General features: G+C 62.8%; 18 protein-coding genes. 5 read left to right on the forward strand and 13 right to left on the reverse strand.

Annotation, left to right across the window (positions count from 1 at the left end):
• Positions 1-39: 39 nt before the first annotated feature.
• Both H351_RS07515 and H351_RS07520 read right to left on the reverse strand, forming a co-directional pair.
• Complete coding sequence (locus H351_RS07515) at positions 40-1,581, reverse strand: alpha/beta fold hydrolase (protein ID WP_238076580.1); 1,542 nt, start codon at positions 1,579-1,581, stop codon at positions 40-42.
• A gap of 99 nt (positions 1,582-1,680) precedes the next feature.
• Entirely contained in the window at positions 1,681-2,496 is an 816-nt protein-coding gene (locus tag H351_RS07520) for a MerR family transcriptional regulator (protein WP_019745361.1), read from the reverse strand.
• Between the two features lie 128 nt (positions 2,497-2,624).
• On the opposite strand from H351_RS07520, the gene H351_RS07525 reads away from it, so the two are divergent.
• The 4 genes from H351_RS07525 to H351_RS07540 all read left to right on the forward strand — a co-directional run bounded on the left by H351_RS07525 (position 2,625) and on the right by H351_RS07540 (position 6,111).
• Positions 2,625-3,575 (forward strand): TauD/TfdA dioxygenase family protein, encoded by a 951-nt coding sequence (locus H351_RS07525; RefSeq protein ID WP_029256293.1) that lies wholly within the window; start codon positions 2,625-2,627, stop codon positions 3,573-3,575.
• 143 nt (positions 3,576-3,718) lie between these two features.
• Positions 3,719-4,849, forward strand: coding sequence for an ABC transporter permease (locus H351_RS07530; RefSeq protein ID WP_029256292.1), 1,131 nt, complete (start codon positions 3,719-3,721; stop codon positions 4,847-4,849).
• Entirely contained in the window at positions 4,846-5,532 is a 687-nt protein-coding gene (locus tag H351_RS07535; protein WP_020970838.1) for an ABC transporter ATP-binding protein, read from the forward strand. Before H351_RS07530 ends, H351_RS07535 begins: the two co-directional genes overlap by 4 nt.
• Positions 5,533-5,559: 27 nt before the next feature.
• Positions 5,560-6,111 (forward strand): TetR/AcrR family transcriptional regulator, encoded by a 552-nt coding sequence (locus H351_RS07540; RefSeq protein WP_029256291.1) that lies wholly within the window; start codon positions 5,560-5,562, stop codon positions 6,109-6,111.
• Positions 6,112-6,120: 9 nt separating this feature from the next.
• On the opposite strand, the gene H351_RS07545 is transcribed toward H351_RS07540, so the two are convergent.
• Positions 6,121-6,495 carry a nitroreductase family deazaflavin-dependent oxidoreductase gene (locus tag H351_RS07545; protein WP_021345589.1) on the reverse strand — a complete coding sequence of 125 codons (375 nt, stop codon included), beginning with the start codon at positions 6,493-6,495 and terminating at the stop codon, positions 6,121-6,123.
• A 110-nt stretch (positions 6,496-6,605) separates the two neighbouring features.
• Between H351_RS07545 and H351_RS07550 the strand changes: the two genes are divergently transcribed.
• Entirely contained in the window at positions 6,606-7,259 is a 654-nt protein-coding gene (locus H351_RS07550) for a TetR/AcrR family transcriptional regulator C-terminal domain-containing protein (RefSeq protein WP_029256290.1), read from the forward strand.
• On the opposite strand, the gene hutG is transcribed toward H351_RS07550, so the two are convergent.
• The 10 genes from hutG to H351_RS07600 form a co-directional block, all read right to left on the reverse strand.
• Entirely contained in the window at positions 7,256-8,224 is a 969-nt protein-coding gene (gene hutG / locus H351_RS07555) for a formimidoylglutamase (RefSeq protein ID WP_029256289.1), read from the reverse strand. The two genes, H351_RS07550 and hutG, sit on opposite strands and share 4 nt — an antisense overlap.
• A gap of 23 nt (positions 8,225-8,247) precedes the next feature.
• Positions 8,248-9,438: an imidazolonepropionase gene (gene hutI / locus H351_RS07560; RefSeq protein WP_029256288.1), complete on the reverse strand. Its 1,191-nt coding sequence runs from the start codon at positions 9,436-9,438 to the stop codon at positions 8,248-8,250.
• A 37-nt stretch (positions 9,439-9,475) separates the two neighbouring features.
• Positions 9,476-11,149 carry a urocanate hydratase gene (gene hutU, locus H351_RS07565; RefSeq protein WP_019745352.1) on the reverse strand — a complete coding sequence of 558 codons (1,674 nt, stop codon included), beginning with the start codon at positions 11,147-11,149 and terminating at the stop codon, positions 9,476-9,478.
• A 43-nt stretch (positions 11,150-11,192) separates the two neighbouring features.
• A complete protein-coding gene (locus H351_RS07570) occupies positions 11,193-12,629 on the reverse strand; it encodes a purine-cytosine permease family protein (protein ID WP_020909179.1) in 1,437 nt (478 codons plus the stop codon).
• Positions 12,630-12,831: 202 nt separating this feature from the next.
• Positions 12,832-14,196 (reverse strand): FAD-binding oxidoreductase, encoded by a 1,365-nt coding sequence (locus H351_RS07575; protein ID WP_029256287.1) that lies wholly within the window; start codon positions 14,194-14,196, stop codon positions 12,832-12,834.
• Between the two features lie 16 nt (positions 14,197-14,212).
• Positions 14,213-15,286, reverse strand: coding sequence for a histidinol-phosphate transaminase (locus tag H351_RS07580; RefSeq protein WP_029256286.1), 1,074 nt, complete (start codon positions 15,284-15,286; stop codon positions 14,213-14,215).
• The gene (hutH, locus tag H351_RS07585; RefSeq protein WP_029256285.1) at positions 15,283-16,851 is read right to left on the reverse strand and encodes a histidine ammonia-lyase; all 1,569 of its coding nucleotides are present in this window, start codon (positions 16,849-16,851) and stop codon (positions 15,283-15,285) included. The genes H351_RS07580 and hutH overlap by 4 nt, the downstream gene beginning before the upstream one ends.
• A gap of 109 nt (positions 16,852-16,960) precedes the next feature.
• Positions 16,961-17,752: an IclR family transcriptional regulator gene (locus H351_RS07590; RefSeq protein ID WP_029256284.1), complete on the reverse strand. Its 792-nt coding sequence runs from the start codon at positions 17,750-17,752 to the stop codon at positions 16,961-16,963.
• A gap of 92 nt (positions 17,753-17,844) precedes the next feature.
• Entirely contained in the window at positions 17,845-18,507 is a 663-nt protein-coding gene (locus H351_RS07595) for an IclR family transcriptional regulator (RefSeq protein ID WP_029256283.1), read from the reverse strand.
• 37 nt (positions 18,508-18,544) lie between these two features.
• The gene (locus H351_RS07600; RefSeq protein WP_029256282.1) at positions 18,545-19,687 is read right to left on the reverse strand and encodes a CaiB/BaiF CoA transferase family protein; all 1,143 of its coding nucleotides are present in this window, start codon (positions 19,685-19,687) and stop codon (positions 18,545-18,547) included.
• Between the last annotated feature and the right edge of the window lie 6 nt (positions 19,688-19,693).

Consider the following 19,693-nt stretch of genomic DNA (forward strand, 5'->3'; position numbering starts at 1 on the left):
ATCACGCAGGTCTTCCGGTGATGGGATCGCCGGATATCGTCACGACTCGCACACCACGTCTTCGGCGGGCAGTGAGCCGTCGAGCAGGTACGAGTTGACGGCGGCGTTTGCGCAAGTATTCGCGTAGCCCGGGAACACCGCATGAGTGCGGCCTGGAACTGTCACGAGCCGTGAACCTTTCATCGCTTCATGCATGCCGAGGCCTTCGTCGTACGTCGTGCGGGTGTCACCGGTTGCCTGGATCTGCAATGCCGGAACGTTGTTGTCAATGTCGATCCGCTTCGGGGCCTCACTGCGCCAGAACGCGCAGGGCATGATCGTGTTGTGCGTGCCGGCGAAGATCGGCTGATCACCACGGTGCTCCTCCAACTTGTTGCGATACCACGCGGGATCGCTCGGCATCGACACGTCTCCGCAGACAATGGCGATTGTTCCGGCATAGTCCGGGCCGGTCCCCAATTCGGTCTGGAACCACGCCTGCATCAGTCCCGTCAGCTGGGGATGGATGTCCTCGACGGTCTTGCCTGCGGCGAGTTCGCGCAACTGAACCAATACCTGCGCGAATGCCTCGCTTTCCTTTTCGGTGTCCCCGGTTCCGTTGACGTACATCAGGAATGGAAGGACGTGATCGTCGACGGCGTAGTCACCGATCTGAATCGGAGTGGTGGCAGCGTCCGAGATCAGCTTCTCGATGAGGGCGCGAACTTCGGCGGGCGTCGATCCGAGTGCATAGGTGGAATTGCGTTCTGCTGCCCACTGTGAGAATCCGTCGATCGCTTTCTCATTGGCCGGGCCCATGTCCTGGAACATCTCGTATCCGTATTTCTTCGGGTCCGGTGCGCTGTCGAGAACCACACGGTCGATCCTGTCTGGGAACATTTGCGCATAGGTCGCACCAAGATATGTGCCGTACGACCACCCGAAGTACGACGCCTTCTCCTGGTCGAGGGCGCCACGAATCACGTCGAGGTCGCGGGCGATGTTCTGAGTATTGATGTGCGGCAGATAGTCCGGGTACTTGTCCCAGCATGTGTCAGCGGCCTCGCGTGCGAGCGCAACACTTTCGTTCCACCCTTCCTCTGTGGTACCCGGTGAACGCATCCATGTCATCTGCTCGACGCCGCAGTCGATCGGCGTGCTCTTGCCGAGTCCTCGGGTGTCCATGCCGATGACGTCGTATGCCGCTGCGACTTCCGGTGTCATCCCGGCATTCAGAATCTCGGGCAATCCCAGACCGCGGCCACCCGGGCCACCAGGGTTGGTGAGCAAGATCCCGCGTCGCTGTGCAGGGTCGGTGGACGCGACCCGCGAGATCGCCACTTCGATCGTCTTGCCGTCAGGTGCGGAATAGTCCAAAGGTACTGTGACCATGGCGCAGTCACTTGCCGTCGATGTTCCGGTGTCTGTGGCGCATGGCCCCCATTCGACATCCTGGTCGTAGAACGCGCTGAGATTCGATTGTGGATCTTCCTGCGGAGCAGCAGGATCCGAGCACGCCGCCAGTGCAGGTACTGCGAGTGCGGCAGCGGCGATTGTGGTAGCCAGCCACTTTCGTGGTCGAGGCGTGCGTGATCTGGGCATGATGGATCCAGTCATTGTCGTGTCGTGTCCTTGTTTCGAGCCCATTTTCGGGCAGCGTTGATCACCCCACTTCCGATGTGGGGATTCAGTGGCGGAGTTTCAGGGTCGAGACTGGCGGGCAGCGAACTCGGCCGCTACAGCCTTCGCGAATCTTTCCTGGGTCGGGGTTCTTCGATCTGCTTGGTGCTCGCGCAGCACCGCTACCAACCGGGTGGGTGAAGGGCGTTCCGGTGCGGCCTGTTCAGGAAGCACTCTCTCGGTGAAATCGCAGAACTGAATGGCAAGGGCCGCAATCGTGTCGGCGTCCGCCGGAGCGTCGGTGAGGGCGTACATGCGAGTAATCAATTCGATTGCCTGCTTGCGGTTCGGCTTCGCCAACGCCCGGCGGTGTGCGCTCAGGAGTGAATCGCAGACTTCGGGATCACCCCCGGAGACGGTGAGCGCGAGAATCAGGAGTTCGCGCTCGTTGTCGATCCACGCTGTCGGTGCACCGGCAACGACATACTGTGCGAGCACTTCCGAAAACGCGTCGGGTAGTTCGGGATCGGCGTTGCGGCGTAGCGACTCGATGTGAGCACGTTGAACCGCGATCTGTTCGGCCTTGGCTGCCAGTTCCTTGTCGAGTGCGTCGAGTGCGGACCGGGTGTCGTGAGCGTCGCCGTCGAGCAGTTCGGCGATCTTGGCAACTGGAATCCCCAGATCGCGCAGGCGGCGGATGCGGCTCAGTCGTGCCAGGTCCACCGCCCGGTACATGCGGTAGCCGTTGGGTTGGCGTTGTGGTTCTTCGAGAAGCCCGTTCGAGTGGTAGTAGCGCACGGATCTGACGGTGGTGCCGGCCAGATTCGCCAGCTCGCCGATGGTCATCATCGCCTCGCCCTCCCGTTTGTCGATTCGGATTTCGTCTGTGGAAACCATTCTCCAACCCTGACGCGGCGTCAGGGTCAAGGTGCGCGCCGGAGAACGTGACCGTTGACACGTTAAGGACATAGCCTTAATCTGGATTTTGTCCGTTACGACATCGTCGATTCCGAGGAAGTGCCTTGATGGCTACCCTTTTGCCTGCGGCAACGATCTTTCCGATCCCCACCGATCCGCTTGCTGCCTATGGTCCACTTGTCGCTCGCCGGAATCCCGAGTCCGTAGTTCCGGCGCCGTACGAACACTTTGCGGTCAAGGCGGTCACGCCGACGATCGGAGCGGAAATCTCCGGTATTCGACTCGGTGGGGACCTGTCTGATGCCGTGATTGCGGAACTTCGCCGCGCTCTCCTCGAATGGAAAGTCCTCTTCTTTCGGGATCAGGACCTCGGCCGAGCAGAACATCGAGCTTTTGCCGAGCGTTGGGGCGATCTCGAACAGCATCCGTTCTTCAAGTACACGCAGCCAGGGCAGACGGACGTCGATGTCACGACGCTGGCCAAGGATGCGATGGTCGGCGGCGTCGAGAACAACTGGCACAACGACGTGACGTGGCACGAGTTTCCTTCATTTGCCGCCGTACTTCGTGCAGTCGAGGTGCCAGAGGTGGGTGGTGACACGTTGTGGGCTGACGCCGCTGCTGCCTACGATCTTCTTCCGGAAGACGTCAGGAAGCGTATCGACCCGCTTGTTGCAGAACATGATTGGATCAACTCGTTCGGTAGGTCGATGCCGGCGGATGCGGTCGAGATGTTGCGTCCGAAGTTCCCCGCGGTGCAGCATCCGGTGGTTCGGGTCATTCCGGAAAGCGGCAGGCGGGTGTTGTTCGTCAACATGACCTTCACGCAACGGATCTTGGGTGTATCCGAAGAGGAATCGAACGAACTTCTCACGATGCTGTATCGCCACGTCAATCGTCCGGAATTCCAGGTCCGACTGAAGTGGGAGCCGAATACTGTTGCCTTCTGGGACAATCGGACCTGCCAGCATTACGCGGCCAGTGACTACTTCCCGGCTCGTCGTGTGATGGATCGAATCTCGATTGTCGGCGATCGGCCCGTGGGCGTCGGGGGCTGATACGGCGCTCAGCGCTTCACGATGTCTACTACGAATAGTAGTAACGCACCTCACATAGTTTTTCGACGCCTTGTCGATATGATTTCGACAAGGCGTCGATAAAAGTCGGCGTGACTCGCACCGACGACTTTGGAGCTTCCCGAATGTTCCTCGCCCTGCGTGAACTGTGGTTTGCGCGAAACCGATTCCTCTTGATGGGCGCCGTGGTTGCCCTCATCTCGATCTTGATGGTGATCCTGTCCGGCCTCTCGTCCGGCCTGGTCAATGATGGTGTGTCCGCTTTGCAACGGACACCGATCCAGGCATTCGCCTTCGCTCCGGACACGAAGGCAGACTCTGCCTTTTCACGGTCGGTCGTCACCGAAGAGCAGGCGCAGGCATGGCGCGCGCAACCGGATGTCCAAGACGCCGAACTGTTCGGAAACATGATCGTCAATGCAAAAACTCGCAGTGGCACGCCTGTCGATCTCACGCTCTTCGGTATCGAACCTGGCTCCTTCCTCGAGCCCGTCACCGCCGACGGGAGGGGACTGCAAGCCGACACGGACATCATCGTCAGCTCTACCTTCCGTGATGATGGTGTTGCGATCGGTGACACGGTGATACTCGATCGACTCGGTACGGAGCTGACAGTTGTCGGATTCACCGAAGACAAGCGCACTTTCGGGCACGTCGACGTCGCCTACCTGCCCCTGCGTACCTGGCAGGAGGTTCACGCCGGTGCCAAGATCGGCGAAACCGCCAACGCCAGTGCGTATTCCGAAGCGAGTGTTGTCGCGATTCGCGGGCTGGACGATACACTGCCGAACCTCGCATCGGGCGATGCGGCGGCGGGAACGTCCGCAAAGACGCTCGAGGAATCTTTCGACTCCTCACCGGGCTTCTCCGCGGAAATGATGACAATGTCGATGATCAAGGCGTTTCTGTACGCGATCTCCGCACTGGTCGTCGGCGCATTCTTCAGTATCTGGACAGTTCAGCGTGGTCGCGAACTCGCAGTGTTGCGTGCGATGGGAGCCTCCACCGGCTTTCTGCTTCGCGACGGCATGGCACAGGCACTGGTAGTGCTGCTTGGTTCCATCGGCATCGGTGTGTTGCTGGGCTTGGGGCTCGGCTCGGGACTCGAAGGCGGTGGGATGCCGTTCGCTCTGGAGTCCGGCCCTGTCGTCAACGGCGCAGTGCTCTTGGCGGTACTCGGGCTGATCGGCGCAGCCGTTTCCATCGTCCGCGTTACGCGTGTCAACCCGCTCACCGCATTGGGGGAAAACCGATGACCACAGTCGAAAAAACCACTACCGGACTGGTATTGACCGCTGTCAGTCTTCGATTCGGTGACGGTGACTCCACAGTGCTCGCCCTCGACAACGTGGACCTCGAGGTCACGGGCGGCGAACTCGTGGCGATCGTCGGACCGTCAGGGGCTGGAAAGTCGAGCTTGCTCGCTGTGGCAGGCGGACTCGGTCGGCCGTCGAGTGGAACGATTGTCATCGACGGCGTCGACGTGTCGGCGATGCCGGCCCGTGCATTGGCCAAACTTCGACGAGACAAGGTCGGCTTCGTCTTTCAATCCGGCAATCTGATTCCAGCGCTGACGGCGCGCGATCAGCTTCGGCTGATTCCCAAGCTCACGGGGCGGCCTGGTCGCGATCCCGAGGAATTGCTCGACTCGGTCGGTATGAGCCACCGTGCGGATCGTCGACCTGGTCAACTCTCCGGCGGTGAACGACAGCGCGTCGGTATCGCTCGGGCATTGATGAGCAATCCCTCGCTACTGCTCGTCGACGAGCCGACGGCTGCTCTCGACCGAAAACGTAGCCATGAGGTGGTTGAACTGCTCTCGCGCGAAACTCACGAGGCCGGCGTCGCTACGATCATGGTGACCCACGATCACGACGTGCTCGGGCACTGCGACCGCATCCTCGAAATGGTTGACGGTCGATTGCGTCAGAGCGAGTAAGCCCGCAAGGGGACTGGAGGAGATTCGGTGCCGAGGATCGATGCCCCCACTGTGGTCGAGCATCGTGCTGCTCAGCGGCGTGCCCTCCTCGACGCTGCACACACTCTTCTGTCCGAGACCCCGGACCGGCCGCCGGGGCTCGGTGAGGTGGCAGCGAAGGCCGGGCTCGCCAGGTCGAGTGCCTACCACTACTTCCGGTCCCGAGAAGATCTCCTCAGTGCCGTCGTCGAAGATATGTTCCCGCGCTGGAACGACAAGATCGTCGAGGCGATGGCAGGCGCAGACGATCCGATATGGGCTTACGTCGAAGCGAACCTCCAACTGGTAGCCGACGGGGAGCATGCGATAGTCGGAGCGCTGGCGACGCTGACCCCGCAAACGTTTCGGGATTCGCGGATCATGGAAATGCACGACAGTCTTGTGCTCCCGCTTGTCGAGGCCCTTCGCCTTCGTGGCGTGTCGGACCCGAAGCTCACCGCCAAGTTGATCAACTCGCTGGTGCATACGGGTACTGAACTGATCGAATCCGGTTGCAGCATGGACGAAGTCAGGTCCGCCGTGCGTGAGGTCCTCGCGTGACGGGCAGCCTCAGGCCGTAAGCAGATCCATCCGAAGGTACTCGGTGATGCGGAGCAGTCTCGGGGGTTGGGACACATCTGAGGAAAGTGCTTGAAATGCTTCGTCTTTCGCGACGAGGCGCGGGGCGCCGAGGCTCACCTCCGTCTCGTCGACCGACAGTCGAGCGCTCCCCGCTTTCAAGACGTTCTGCACCCAGTCCGAGCCTGATCCGTACACCAGAATGAAGACGTAGCCACCCTCGACCGGATAGGCGTCGAGAGGTGTCCGGTAGGTCGTGCCGGATGTGCGTCCGACGTGTGTCAGTACCGGCCATTTCCCGCTCGAGATCGCGCGAGGATTGAACACTCGCTTGTTGACGTGTCCCCACCATCTCGGCATCGGCATTGCGGTCTCCCTTCGCGAGCGCCTTACGAACGTAAGGCTGGCTTACACCTGTAAGGGTGACTTACGGATGTAAGGTTGTCAACGTATTCGTTCCTCGGAGGGGAGTCTGTGTGTCACGGCAGCCGCGACAGTCGCTGAACAGGACTCGCGTAATCGAGGGTGCGATCCGCGTTGCCGACGCGGGTGGTGTCGAGGCCGTCACGATGCGACGGGTGGCCCAGGAGTTGGGCATCGAGGCGATGTCGCTCTACCACCACGTGCCCAACAAAGATGCGATTCTCGACGGCCTCGTCGATGCGGTCTTCGAGGCGATCGACCTACCCGACGGCGAGTGTGCGGATTGGCGAGATGCAATCCGTGGACGCGCCTTTTCCGCTCGCACAGTCCTGTCGCAGCACCGTTGGGCTCTCGGTCTGCTGGATTCGCGACGCAACCCTGGCTCGGCGACCCTGCGTCATCTCGACGCTGTGCTCGGAGTCCTCCGGAAGGCCGGGTTCACGCTGCCGATGGCCGCCCACGGAGCCTCGCTGATCGACAGTTACATCGGCGGATATGTTCTCCAGGAGGCGAATCTGCCGATCAGCGGGCCCGTCGACGTCGAAGAAGTTGCGAGTGACATCCTCGAGCGCCTTCCGGCTGAAGAGTTGCCCTTCCTTCACGAGATGATCGTCGATCACGGTCTGAGTCCGGCTTACGACCACACGAGTGAGTTCGCCTACGGTCTCGATCTCATCCTCGATGCGCTGGAGGCGCGCCGATGCTAGCGCCGAACCGGCACGTGCTTGGTGACTATCCGGTGGATCAGGCGAGCAGCGGTCCGGGCAGTGCGATTGTCGATGTCGAGGCTCGGGTTCAGTTCGGCGATATCGAGAACCGCGAGCCTTCCGCTGGATGTGACTCGATCACATACGTATTGGATTGTTTCCAGGCTGACGCCGTAGGCCGCGGGTGCGCTGACGCCCGGCGCCACGGCGGCGGGAAGCACGTCGAGGTCGATGGTCAGGTAGACCAGATCGACGTCGTCGAGGAAGTCTGCGAGGAACTGATCCACGACGCCTCGACTGATCACTCCGCATTCTTCGTCGAGCAGATAGCGAACGCCAAGGCGGTGAGCCGTGTCGAACAGAGCAGTGGTGTTGCTCGGTTGGCTGATTCCGATCACGCTGTACTGATGTGAGGTGCCTGCCGCGGCTTCGTCCTCGGCGATCTGACGAAAGGGCGTGCCGGAACTGGGGATCGGGTCGCCACGAAGGTCGAAGTGCGCATCCAAGTTGAGGATTCCGAGTTTGGCTCCGGCGGTTCGCAACTCGGAGCCCGCGACGCCGAGATATGTACCGTAGGCGATTTCGTGTCCTCCCCCGAGAACCACGGGGAAGTGTCCCGAATCGAGCGCGGCACTGACGGCGTTCCCGAGTGCGGCCTGACCGGCCTCGAGTTCTTCACCCGACACGGCAACGGTTCCCGCGTCCTGAATCTGCAGTGGTTCGGCCAGCGCCATGGAGGCCAACCCCGCTCGCAATGCGTCCGGGCCATCCGCGGCGCCGCGGCGGCCGTTGTTGCGGCGGACTCCTTCGTCGCTGGAGAATCCGATCAGAACACAGTCGCCGGGAGCTGTTTCGGCTGAATACGGTTGCACGGCATCATGCCACCGCAGATGCTCGGCAGTGGTGCCGTCCGAGCGCCCGGTCCACGGCTTGGGTTCGATGTCGACTGCGATCTGATTTGCCACGACGGCCTCCCGGTGAGTGTATTTCAGTAGCTTGTGGCGAGTGCGCCGTTTTTCCAGACCTCGCGCACCAGTGGCACGCCCGGGCGGTAGGCGAGGTGGAGGTACGACGGTGCATCGAGCGCGATGGCGTCGGCACGTGTTCCGAGAGAAAGGGTTCCGACGTCGGTGCGCTGCAGCGCCCGAGCGCCACCTGCAGTGGCTGCCCAGACTGCCTCAGCGGGCGTCATGTGCATGTCTCGCACCGCAATTGCGATGCAGAACGGAAGGCTCGTGGTGTAACAGGTACCGGGATTGCAGTCGGCGCCCAGAGCTACGGTGACTCCGGCGTCGAGCAGTGCGCGTGCGTCGGGGTACTTGTTGCGGGTGGAGAAGTCGGCGCCGGGCAACAGTGTTGCGACGGTGGAACTCTGAGCCAGGGCGTCGATGTCCTCGGCGGTGACGTACGTGACGTGGTCGACGGACGCTGCTCCCATCTCGACGGCGAGCTGAACTCCTGGCCCTTCGCCGAGCTGATTGCCGTGGACGCGGGGGATCAGTCCGGCGGCTACGCCTGCGCTCAGGACTGCATGAGCCTGTTCGCGGTTGAATGCTCCTCGCTCGCAGAAGACATCGATCCACTTTGCGTGTGGCGCACAGGCAGGGATCATCTCGTCGCACGCCATGGCGACGTAATCATCGGCGCGGCCGGCATATTCGGGTGGTGGAACATGGGCGGCCAGCAGTGTGACCTCGTCGGTGAACTGTCCGGCGATCAGTGCGCTGCGTAGTTCGCTCTCGGTGTTCTGCCCGTACCCGGTCTTGCATTCGACGGTTGTGCTGCCCGAGCGCAGGGATTCGTCGAGTAGGCGCCGAACATTGGCCTGCAATTGCTCGTCGGTGGCCGAGCGCGTCGCTTCGATGGTGTTGCGAATGCCGCCGGCGGCGTACTTCTCGCCCGCCATGCGAGCTGCGAATTCCTCGGCCCGCTCGCCACCGAACACCAGGTGCGAGTGACTCTCCACGAAACCGGGGAGCAGGGCCCGACCGCCGATATCCTGACCGATATCGGCAGCCGGGGCGTCGGCGGAATCGCCGACCCAAGCAACAACGCCGTCGTCGAAAACGATTGCCGCGTCGTGTCGTACGCCGAGCTTGCCCTCACCCAGAGTCGGGTCATTGGTGACGAGGGTTCCGATGTTGGTCAGAACTGTGGTTCGAGAACCATTCGTGGTCAATGTCATTCCTAACTCAGGGTGAGGTGGTGGAGCTGTTTCAGTTCTCGGTCATCGGGATACGGACGCCGCGCGTGGCCGCCGTGTCGATGGCGTGGTCGTATCCTGCATCCGCATGCCGGATGACGCCCATCCCAGGATCGTTGGTGAGAACCGCTTCGAGCTTCTTGGCTGCGAGTTCGGTGCCGTCGGCGATGCACACCTGTCCCGCGTGGATGGAGCGCCCCATACCGACGCCGCCGCCTTGGTGAAGTGAAACCCACGAAGCGCCGGACGCGGTGTTGACCAGGGCGTTGAGCAGCGGCCAGTCGGCGATCGCGTCGGACCCGTCGATCATCGATTCGGTTTCGCGGTACGGCGATGCGACCGATCCCGAGTCGAGGTGATCGCGGCCGATGGCGATCGGCGCGGACAGTTCGCCCGAGGCGACCATCTCGTTGAACTTGAGGCCCGCGAGGTGGCGCTCACCGTATCCGAGCCAGCAGATGCGGGCCGGAAGGCCCTCGAAGGCAACCTTTTCGCCTGCCATTGTGATCCAGCGACGCAGGTGCTCGTTCTCGGGAAAGAGCTCGAGGATGGCCTTGTCGGTGGCCTCGATGTCCTTGGGATCACCGGAGAGAGCTGCCCAGCGGAAGGGGCCGAGGCCTTCTTCGAAGAGCGGGCGGATGTAGGCCGGAACGAATCCTGGGAAGTCGAAGGCGCGGTCGTAGCCGGCCTTGCGGGCCTCGTCACGGATGGAGTTGCCGTAGTCGAACACCTCGGCGCCGGCGTCCATGAATCCGACCATGGCCTTGACGTGCGCGGCCATCGCGTTGCGGGAATCTTCGGTGAACTTCTGCGGATCCTTCTCCGACATGATCTTCATGTCGGGGAAGTCGATCCCGATCGGCAGGTAGGCGAGGGGATCGTGCGCCGAGGTCTGGTCGGTCACGATGTCGATGGGGGCCTTCATCTCCAGCAGCGCCGGGAAGATCTCTGCCGCATTGCCTTCGAGGCCGATGGAGAGCGGCTTCTTGGCGTCGCGTGCCGCTGTCGCCAGTTCGAGCGCGTGCTCGATGCTGTCGGCCTTGGTGTCGAGGTACTTGTGGGCGATACGACGGTCGATGCGGGTGATGTCGCAGTCGACGCAGATCGCGACGCCGTCGTTCATGGTGACGGCGAGAGGCTGGGCGCCGCCCATTCCGCCGAGACCCGCAGTGAGCGTGATCGTTCCGGCGAGCGATCCGTTGTAGCGCTTCTTCGCAATGGCGCCGAAGGTCTCGTAGGTGCCCTGCAGGATTCCCTGGGTGCCGATGTAAATCCAGGAGCCTGCGGTCATCTGGCCGTACATGGTCAGGCCGAGGTCTTCGAGGCGGCGGAACTCTTCCCAGTTCGCCCAGTCACCGACGAGGTTGGAGTTGGCGATCAGCACTCGCGGTGCCCACTCGTTGGTGCGGAAGACACCGACCGGCTTGCCGGACTGCACCAGCATGGTCTCGTCGTTCTTCAGCGTCTTCAGTGTGGCGACCATGGCGTCGAATGCCGCCCAACTACGTGCTGCGCGACCGGTTCCGCCGTAGACGACGAGGCTGTCCGGGTGCTCGGCAACATCGGGGTCGAGGTTGTTCATGAGCATGCGCAGGGCGCCCTCCTGCTGCCAACCGAGCGTCGTGAGCTCGGGGCCGCGGGGAGCACGGACGGGGCGCGGCTCGTGGCCGGGGGTGCTGATTTCCATGGTGTTCTCCTTGCTTAACTGAAGTTCGAAAGATGTTGGGGGATCAGACGCGAGAGTCGGTCATCGCGGTGTGATCGGGGTAGATCATCGACGAAGGTGGATTGCTGGTGCGTTTGGCGAGCGGGTAATAGATCAGCCCGGTGAACACGATGCCGACGATCCAGGAGATGTCGGCGCCGCCGAGCATGTCCGTGACAGGGCCGGTGTACATCTTCTGGGCGAGGAACGGGATCTGGGCGAGAACGCCGGCGGCGTAGCAAGCCAATGCCGTGAAGTTCCATGCTCCGTATCGACCGTTGACGTCGTAGAGCGCCGGAATGTCGATGCGCTCCTTGGAGATCAGGTAGTAGTCGATCAGATTGATCGCACTCCACGGCGTGAACACCATCAGCAACACCAGGACGAAGTTCTTGAAGTTGTCCAGGAAGTCGGCGCTGGCGGCGATCGCGATCAACACCGAGACAGCGGTGAAACCGAGAATGTAGAGGGTACGGGCGGTGCTCGAGATTCGTGACTGGCCGTTGAAGGCTGTGACGGTGGTCAGGATCGACATGAATCCGCCGTACGCGTTGAGCACGTTCACCGTCAGCTTGCCGACCAGGATGACGAAGTAGATCAGGAAGGCGATGGCAGCGGGTCCGGCCAGATCTCCCATGAAGCCGACCTGGTTACCCAGGAACGCGTCGCCGGCGCAGGCCGCGACGAGGGCGCCGAAGGTCATGGACCACTGTGATCCGATGACGCTACCGAGGAACGTCGACCAGAAGGTAGTGCTCTCGGAGGTGCTGCGCGGCAGGTAACGCGAGTAGTCGGCGACGTACGGGCCGAACGTGAGCTGCCAACCGGCGCCCAGCGAGATCGCGAGCAGGAAGGTGACGATGTCGAAGCCCTTGATACCGACGTACGAGGCGACGTCGTACTCGAGGAACAGTCGAACGGCCAGGTAGGAGAATCCGACGATGCCCACGACGGTGGCGATCCTGCCGACGATGTGGATCAGCTTGTAGCCGGTGACCGCGACGAATGCGGTGAGGAGACCGAAGACGACGATGCCGACGGTGGGGCTGTCGATGTGCAGGATCTTGTTGACGGCTTGGCCGGCCAACACGGTGCCGGTGGCAGCGAAGCCGAGGTACATCAGGATGACGAGAACTAGCGGTACGACGGCTCCCTTGACGCCGAACTGGGCGCGACTCGAGATCATCTGGGGGAGGCCCATGCGCGGGCCCTGTGCGGAGTGAAGCGCCATGACAGCGCCACCGAAGATGTTGCCGATCAGAAGTCCGACGATTGCCCAGATGGCGTCCGCGCCGAATACGACGGCGAGAGCACCGTCGACGATTGCCGTGATCTGCATGTTGGCGCCGAACCAGAGAGTGAACTGGCTGCGCGGGGTGCCGTGTCGTTCTGCATCCGGGACGACGTCGATAGTGCGTCGTTCCGGAGTGAGGATGACCTCGGCCGGTCCATCGTGAGTCATAGGCCTGTCTTTCTGCTGCGAGCCCGTCGAGCGACGGAATCGACGTCGGGGTATTGCCCACCTTCTTCGTGCTTGGTGCTTTGCGCCTGGTGCTCTGTGCGCTGGGTCACTGTCACTGCGGATAAATGTATATGCCTGTATATACAGGCGTCAATACCTGAAACCCGATTTCGCGTAAATGCTGTGTAACACCGCTCGAGAATCAGAAACCCTTACCAGGGTTGAGGATTCCGAGTGGATCGAACGCGGCCTTGATCGATCGGTGCAGTTGCATGCTGTCCTCACCGAGCTCGAGAGAGAGCCAGCGACGCTTCAGAACGCCGACGCCGTGCTCTCCGGTCAGAGTTCCGCCGAGTTCGAGAGCACGCCGGAAGACCTCGTCCGCGGCGGTCCACACGGCTTCGGGGACCGAGCCGTCGGCAGTGCGGTCGAAGACGAAGGTCGGATGGACGTTGCCGTCACCCGCGTGCGCGACGGTCATGATCTTGACCGAGTGCTCGGCGGCAGCCCGGTCGATACTTTCGAGCATGTCGGGCAGTTTCGACCGCGGGACCCCGACGTCTTCCACCAGACATTGCCCGAGTCGTTCGGATGCAGGATAGGCAAGTCGGCGAATCTCGAGTAGCTGTGCGGCTTCTGCTGCGTCCTGTGAGACGGCGACAAAATCGGCGCCGGCCTGCTCGAAGTGCTTCTGCATCGCCGCGGCTGCTGCGTCGGCGTCGACCCCATCGGCCTGTGCGATCAGCATCGCGGCGGTGTTGTCTTCCAACCCGATTCGTTTCCAGTCGTCGACTGCGCGAAGGGTTGCTCGATCGATCAGCTCCAGCAGGCTCGGCCCGATCCCGTCGCGAACGACCGCGGCAACCGCGTCCGCTGCGGAGCGGAGAGAATCGAAACTGCCGACGACGGTGACCGGTGCTCTCTTGGGCTTGGGCTGCAACTTGAGCGTGGCACTCGTGACGACTCCGAGTGTTCCTTCCGAACCGACGAGAAGACTGGTCAAGTCGTATCCCGCAACACCTTTGACGGTCCTTCGGCCTGTCCGCACGATCCGACCGTCGGCGAGCACAACCTCGAGACCCAGGACTGAATCGCGGGTGACGCCGTACTTCACGCAACGCAGCCCACCGGCGTTGGTGGCGATGTTTCCGCCGATCGTGGAGATCTCGAAGCTGCTCGGATCGGGGGCGTACATCAGCCCGTACTCGTCTGCTGCTCGACTGATGTCAGCGTTGATCACCCCGGCTTCCACGACAGCCAGCTGATCGTCCGGATTGACCTCGAGAATCGAGCGCATGCGAGTGGTCGAGATGACCAGGCAGCCCTCGACGGCTGCCCCGCCACCCGCCAAACCGGTTCCCGCACCACGGGTTACCACCGGGACACGGTGAGCAGTAGCCCATTTCAGAGCCTCGGAAATGTCGGCCGCAGTTTCAGCGAGCATGACGGCTGCCGGATGGCCGGGTTCGGCGAGATGGGCCTCGTCGCGACGGTACGAGTCCATTACCGCCGGGTCGGTGATCAGGCGACTCGAACCGATCGACCGAGCGAGTTCGTGGACGGACATTCTTTTCTCCAGTCGGTCAAAGGTTTTGTGCGAGAGCGTCCACAGCTGAGATCACGGCGTCTTCTGCGTCCCGCTCGCCGACGGTGACCCGCACCCCCTCGCCAGGGAACATCCGGACCGAGACACCCTGGGCGACGCAAGCCGCTTCTAGTGCAGAAGCTCTCTCGCCGAGAGGGATCCACACGAAGTTCGCTCCGCTGGGGACGGACTCGACGCCGCGCAGAGCCAATTGCTCACGTAGGTGAGCGCGACCCTGCGTCACCGTTTCGACTATCGAATCGGTGTGCGCCGGATCGGTCAACGCTGCGCAGGCCGCGGCCTCGGCAACGGCGCTGAGCCCGAAGGGCGGTGCCGCGCTGGAAAGATCCGCTGCGATCGCCGGATTGGTGATGGCATAGCCGGCCCGAAGGCCGGCCAATCCGTAAGCCTTGGAGAAGGTTCGGAATACGACGATGTTGGGAAAGGCTCGAAGCAGGTCGACGCCGTCGACATCGCTGGTCGCGAACTCCCGGTAAGCCTCGTCCAGAAGGATGAGGACGTCACTCGGGATCGAGCGGGCGAACGAGACGAACTCGGCGGTCGAGAACTCGCTTCCGGTCGGATTGTTGGGGTTGCAGACGAGTACCGCGCGGGTCTGCGGAGTCACGGCTGCCGCCATTGCACTCAGATCGTGCCGATGTTCGGAATCGAGTGCGACGGGTACACCGCTCGCCCCGGCGATTCCGATCAGAATCGGGTACGCCTCGTAGCTGCGCCACGGGTAGACGACTTCGGTGCCCGGGCCCGTGTATGCGGTCAATACCTGCTGGAGCAGTGCCAACGACCCGGCGCCGACCAATACCTGGTCGTCGCCGACGCCCAGGCGGTCGCTCAACCGGGCGATCAGCGTGTCGCCGAACAGCGACGGATACAAGTGCGAGTGTGAGGCCGCGAGATTGACGGCCTCGAGAATTGCCGCCGAGGGTGCAACCGTCGACTCGTTGCTCGACGCCCGCCACCGAACCTGCTCGAGGCCGGCGGCTTTGGAGTATCGAGGGAGTGCTTCGATTTCGGGTCGGGGGCGAGGCCGCAGCGCTCCGGGCGCGCTCATGCCAGGGCGCCGATCGCGTTCTCCGCGGCCGCAACGAGTGCACCGGATGCCGCCAAGTCCACCGCGGCCTCGATCTCGGGGGACAGGAAGCGATCGGTGCCCGGCCCCTGCACCTTCTCGCGCAGGGTCCGAAGGACGGCTCCGGTGGCTGGTGAGGGCTCGAGTGGGGATCGCAAATCGATTCCTCGTGCTGCAGTGAGTATCTCGATCGCGAGAACTCGGGTGAGACCGTCGATGGACCGGCGGAGCTTACGTGCACCCGACCATCCCATGGAGACGTGATCTTCCTGCATGGCCGAGGAGGGAATCGAATCGACGCTGGCGGGGCTCGCGAGTCGCTTGAGTTCGGACACGACGGCAGCTTGTGTGTACTGCGCGATCATCAGTCCGCTGTCGACTCCGGGGTCGTCGGCAAGGAAGGGAGTCAGACCGTGGTTGCGCGCAACATCGAGGAAGCGGTCGGTTCGGCGTTCGCTGATACCCGCGACATCCGCGGTCACGATGGCGAGGAAGTCCAAGACGTAAGCCACGGGAGCTCCGTGGAAGTTACCGTTGGATCGAACCCGTCCGTCGAGGGTGACAACGGGATTGTCGACAGCACTGGCCAATTCGCGCCCGGCGACGAGGCGGGCGTGATCGACGGTGTCGCGTGCGCCGCCGGCGACCTGCGGTGCGCACCGCAGTGAGTACGCGTCTTGAACCCTGGTGCAGTCAGGGCCCGCATGGCTGGCGACGATCGGGGAATCGGCAAGCAGACGCACCATGTTCGACGCGGCCGCGCCCTGGCCGGGATGGGGGCGAAGCGTTTGGAGGTCCGCGGCGAACACCTGATCTGTGCCGAGCAAGCCCTCGACGCTCATGGCGGCAGCGATGTCGGCCAACTTGAGCAGATGATCGAGATCGGTGATCGCAAGGGCCAGTTGGCCGAGCATCCCGTCGGTACCGTTGATCAGTGCGAGGCCTTCTTTCTCGGCCAGAACCACCGGTTCGAGGCCATGGGCAGCCAATGCCGTTGCCGCATCGGTGAGTTCACCGTCGGCGGTGCGGACGGAACCTTCGCCGATGATTGCCATCGCCACATGAGCCAGTGGTGCCAGATCTCCCGAGCATCCGAGGCTGCCGTATTCGTGCACCACCGGGGTGATGCCTGCGGTGAGTAGGTCGGCGTACGCGTGTGCGACCACGGGGCGCACTCCGGTCCGTCCGGTGGCGAGCGTCGACAGGCGCAGAAGCATCAAGGCCCGGATCACTTCGCGTTCGACTTCCGGTCCCGAACCTGCCGCGTGTGAGCGGATCAGGCTGCGCTGCAACTGCGTCCGCAGATGCGCCGGAATGTGCCGGGTGGCAAGTGCGCCGAATCCGGTGGAAACCCCGTAGACCGGCGTGGGATCTGCGGCCAGGGCCTCGATGCGTGCACGACTTTCGGCGATCGCGGTCAGTGATTCCGCGGTCAATGCGACGCCGTAACCGTTGCGCGCGACGTCGACGACGTCGGCGATGGTGACAGCCCCGATTCCGACCTCAATGGTTCGGGTGGCTGTATGGGTGGCAGGGGTGGCGTTCATGGGACTCCAATGATGATGCGGTGGTGATTCAGCAAGTCTTGTATACGAGACTCTAGTCTTGAATATGAGACGAAAACAAGGCCCGAAAAGTACGGAACGGAGAAATTGGCTACATGTCTGCGGTCGGGGTCTCCACCATTCGATCTCCGAGATCGGCGGAGAACTCGGCGCTGACGGCGCGCACTCGGTCGGCGATCAGGGCACTCTCCTCGGCCGATTTGGAGCCGGAGAGGAAGGTGACGCCGAGAGCTGCGACCGGACGACCGTCCCGCGTGATCACGGGGCTGGCGATGCAATTGATTCCGGATGTCGTCGCATTCTCTTCGACCGCATATCCGCTCTCACGTGCTGCGGCGAGCAGTTCTCGCAGTTCGGCGAGCGTCGACGGTCCCGTTCCGGTCCGCGTCGGCCAGGTGTATCCCTCGTAGAGCGCGCTGATCTGTTCCACGTCCAGACGGCTCAGAATCGCGCGTCCGACTGCGGTGAGATGCGCTGGAAGGCGAGTCCCGATTTCGGTCACCAATCGCACGCCCGGCTTCAGTGGTTCACGTTTGTCGAGGTAGATGACGTCAGACCCCTGTAGTACCGCGAGATGAGACGTCTCATCCGTCGACTGAGTGAGTGCCAGCATGAATCGTTGGCCCTCACGGTGAAGTGGGCCTGAGCGCATGTACGACGCACCGACTTCGAACGCCGAGACACCCAGGGTCCAGGCGCGTTGATCAGCCCAGTACGAGACGAACCGTCGATCCCGCATGACATTGAGGAGATGATGCGTCGTACTCTTCGGCAGCTCGAGGGCGCTCGAGATTTCGGCCGTCGCCAGCGGCACACCCCGGCGGGCCAGGAGATCGAGCACGTCGAGCACGCGCTCAGCAGATTTCACGCGACTCGTCGTCATGTGGGGTGTGTCCTTACGAGTAGGTAGGAAATCCGGAGCGGGGAACCACATTGTCTCGGATACGAGACTGAATCGCCAAGTGCTCGGGGTGGTCAGGGAGCCTGGCTGCCGAGTTCCGCGGACAACCGGGCGCAGTGCTCCACCAAGACGCGACCGTGGCTGGCGCAGACCTCGTCCGTCAGACGGAATGTCGGGCCGACGACGCTGAGCGCTCCGGCTATCTGACCGACTGCGTTGTAGATCGGCGCGGCAACTCCGGTCGAGTGATCCTCGATGGTGTCGTGCGCAATGGCGTACCCGCTCTCACCTACCTTGCCGCTCAACACTGCGCCGACGGCGGTGCCGTCCAGGGGAACGCTCTGTCCCACCCACCCCATGTGGCGGATCGCGTGCGTGCCCTCGATCTGATCGAGATACAGCGCAGTGTCTTTCGGTCCCATCGTCGACAGGTAGGTCGATTCCCTCGTGGTTTCGGCGATGGCCTTCATCGCGGGCCGGGCTCTCGGCAACAGTTGATTGTCACCGAGAGCGCGAGCTCCGATTTGCAGTAGCCGCGGGCCGACGCGATAGACGTTGTCCTCGCCGCGAACGACGAACTCGGTTTGTTCGAGGCTTCTGATCAGGCGAAGGGCGGTACTGGTTGCCAGATCGGTTGCCTTGGCGGCGTCGCCGAGCGTCAATCCGCCGTGCTCGACGATCGCACCGAGAAGTTCGAACGTGCGATTCGCGCTGCGGGTCACGTCGCCGGGGGCCATGTCCTACTCCAAGTGCCGAGGGATGTCTGCGCTGAATCTATCGCGAGCCCGGCAGTACCTCACCGTGGTGCTCGTCCAGCAGGGGACTGCGGCGGACATCGGGGCGTTGGCTCTCACCGAACACGACGGGTTGTCGTACGTAGGAGATCTTTCCTGCTACCGGGTGCTCGAACGATTCGACGACTCCGCGATACTCGGCCTGTGCGGAGGTGAGTGCCTGCTGGACGTCCCAGATCTCCGAGCCGGCGAGGCCCGCGTCGCCGAGAATGCCGACCACGTCGGCGACGGTCTTTCCGGCAGCCCAGTTTTCGATCTCCTTGCGCAGTGCCGGCTCGTTCTCGGTCCGGGCGGTGTCGTCGGCAAATCGAGGATCTGCGATCAGGTCGATGCGATTCATCGTCTGCGCCAATTTCTCGAAGCCGGATTGGCTCGCAACCGCGAGGACAAAGAGTCCGTCGTCGGCCCGATAGGTGTCGAATGGTGTCGACACCGGATGACGGTTACCGACGCGTGGGGGAGTGAGCCCGGTGGATTGCAGTTGGCTGTGTGCTGTCGGCAGCATGGCGAGCATGCTGTCGAACATCGCGACGTCCAGATGCTGCCCGAGTCCGGTCGCCCGTGCACTCAGCAGGGCGGTACTGATTCCCCAGGCGGCGAACAGCCCGGCGACCAGGTCTCCGAACGACTCACCCAACCGTGTCGGCCCGGATTCCTCCGAACCGGTGATGCTCATGATTCCCGAAAGAGCCTGGACTACAAGGTCGTAGGCGGCGGCGCCGGACATGGGACCGTCCTGTCCGAAACCGGAGATGGACGCGTACACGATCCGCGGATTGCGAGCCCGCGCAGCCTCGTAGTCGATTCCCAGGCGCTTGGTGACGCCAGGGCGAAAGTTTTCCACGACGACGTCGGCGGTCTCGATGAGCGTCAGCAGCGCCTCACGGTCCTCGTCGTCCTTGAGGTTGAGTGCCACCGAACGCTTGCCACGATTGAGCACGTTGAAGTAGATGCTCTCGCCGTCGCGGAACGGGCCGAGGTGCCGAGAGTCTTCACCGTGTTCGGATTCGATCTTGACGACGTCCGCACCGGCGTCGGAAAGCAGTGCGGTGCAGTAGGGTCCGGCGAGGACGCGCGAGAGGTCGATGACCCGGATGCCGTCGAGTGGGGGAAGTGCAGACATGTCCGT

It is taken from the genome of Rhodococcus erythropolis R138, from assembly GCF_000696675.2.
GTDB classification, from domain to species: domain Bacteria; phylum Actinomycetota; class Actinomycetes; order Mycobacteriales; family Mycobacteriaceae; genus Rhodococcus_F; species Rhodococcus_F erythropolis.

Excerpts from the sequence above, each read along its gene's own strand:
- H351_RS07520 (WP_019745361.1), bottom strand. The coding sequence starts at position 2,496 with ATGGTTTCCACAGACGAAATCCGAATCGACAAACGGGAGGGCGAGGCG.
- H351_RS07600 (WP_029256282.1), bottom strand. The coding sequence starts at position 19,687 with ATGTCTGCACTTCCCCCACTCGACGGCATCCGGGTCATCGACCTCTCG.
- H351_RS07570 (WP_020909179.1), bottom strand. The coding sequence starts at position 12,629 with ATGACTCACGATGGACCGGCCGAGGTCATCCTCACTCCGGAACGACGC.
- H351_RS07590 (WP_029256284.1), bottom strand. The coding sequence starts at position 17,752 with ATGACGACGAGTCGCGTGAAATCTGCTGAGCGCGTGCTCGACGTGCTC.
- H351_RS07530 (WP_029256292.1), top strand. The coding sequence starts at position 3,719 with ATGTTCCTCGCCCTGCGTGAACTGTGGTTTGCGCGAAACCGATTCCTC.
- H351_RS07545 (WP_021345589.1), bottom strand. The coding sequence starts at position 6,495 with ATGCCGATGCCGAGATGGTGGGGACACGTCAACAAGCGAGTGTTCAAT.
- H351_RS07580 (WP_029256286.1), bottom strand. The coding sequence starts at position 15,286 with ATGAGCGCGCCCGGAGCGCTGCGGCCTCGCCCCCGACCCGAAATCGAA.
- H351_RS07575 (WP_029256287.1), bottom strand. The coding sequence starts at position 14,196 with ATGTCCGTCCACGAACTCGCTCGGTCGATCGGTTCGAGTCGCCTGATC.
- H351_RS07515 (WP_238076580.1), bottom strand. The coding sequence starts at position 1,581 with ATGCCCAGATCACGCACGCCTCGACCACGAAAGTGGCTGGCTACCACA.
- H351_RS07595 (WP_029256283.1), bottom strand. The coding sequence starts at position 18,507 with ATGGCCCCCGGCGACGTGACCCGCAGCGCGAATCGCACGTTCGAACTT.
- hutH (WP_029256285.1), bottom strand. The coding sequence starts at position 16,851 with ATGAACGCCACCCCTGCCACCCATACAGCCACCCGAACCATTGAGGTC.
- H351_RS07525 (WP_029256293.1), top strand. The coding sequence starts at position 2,625 with ATGGCTACCCTTTTGCCTGCGGCAACGATCTTTCCGATCCCCACCGAT.
- H351_RS07535 (WP_020970838.1), top strand. The coding sequence starts at position 4,846 with ATGACCACAGTCGAAAAAACCACTACCGGACTGGTATTGACCGCTGTC.
- hutU (WP_019745352.1), bottom strand. The coding sequence starts at position 11,149 with ATGGAAATCAGCACCCCCGGCCACGAGCCGCGCCCCGTCCGTGCTCCC.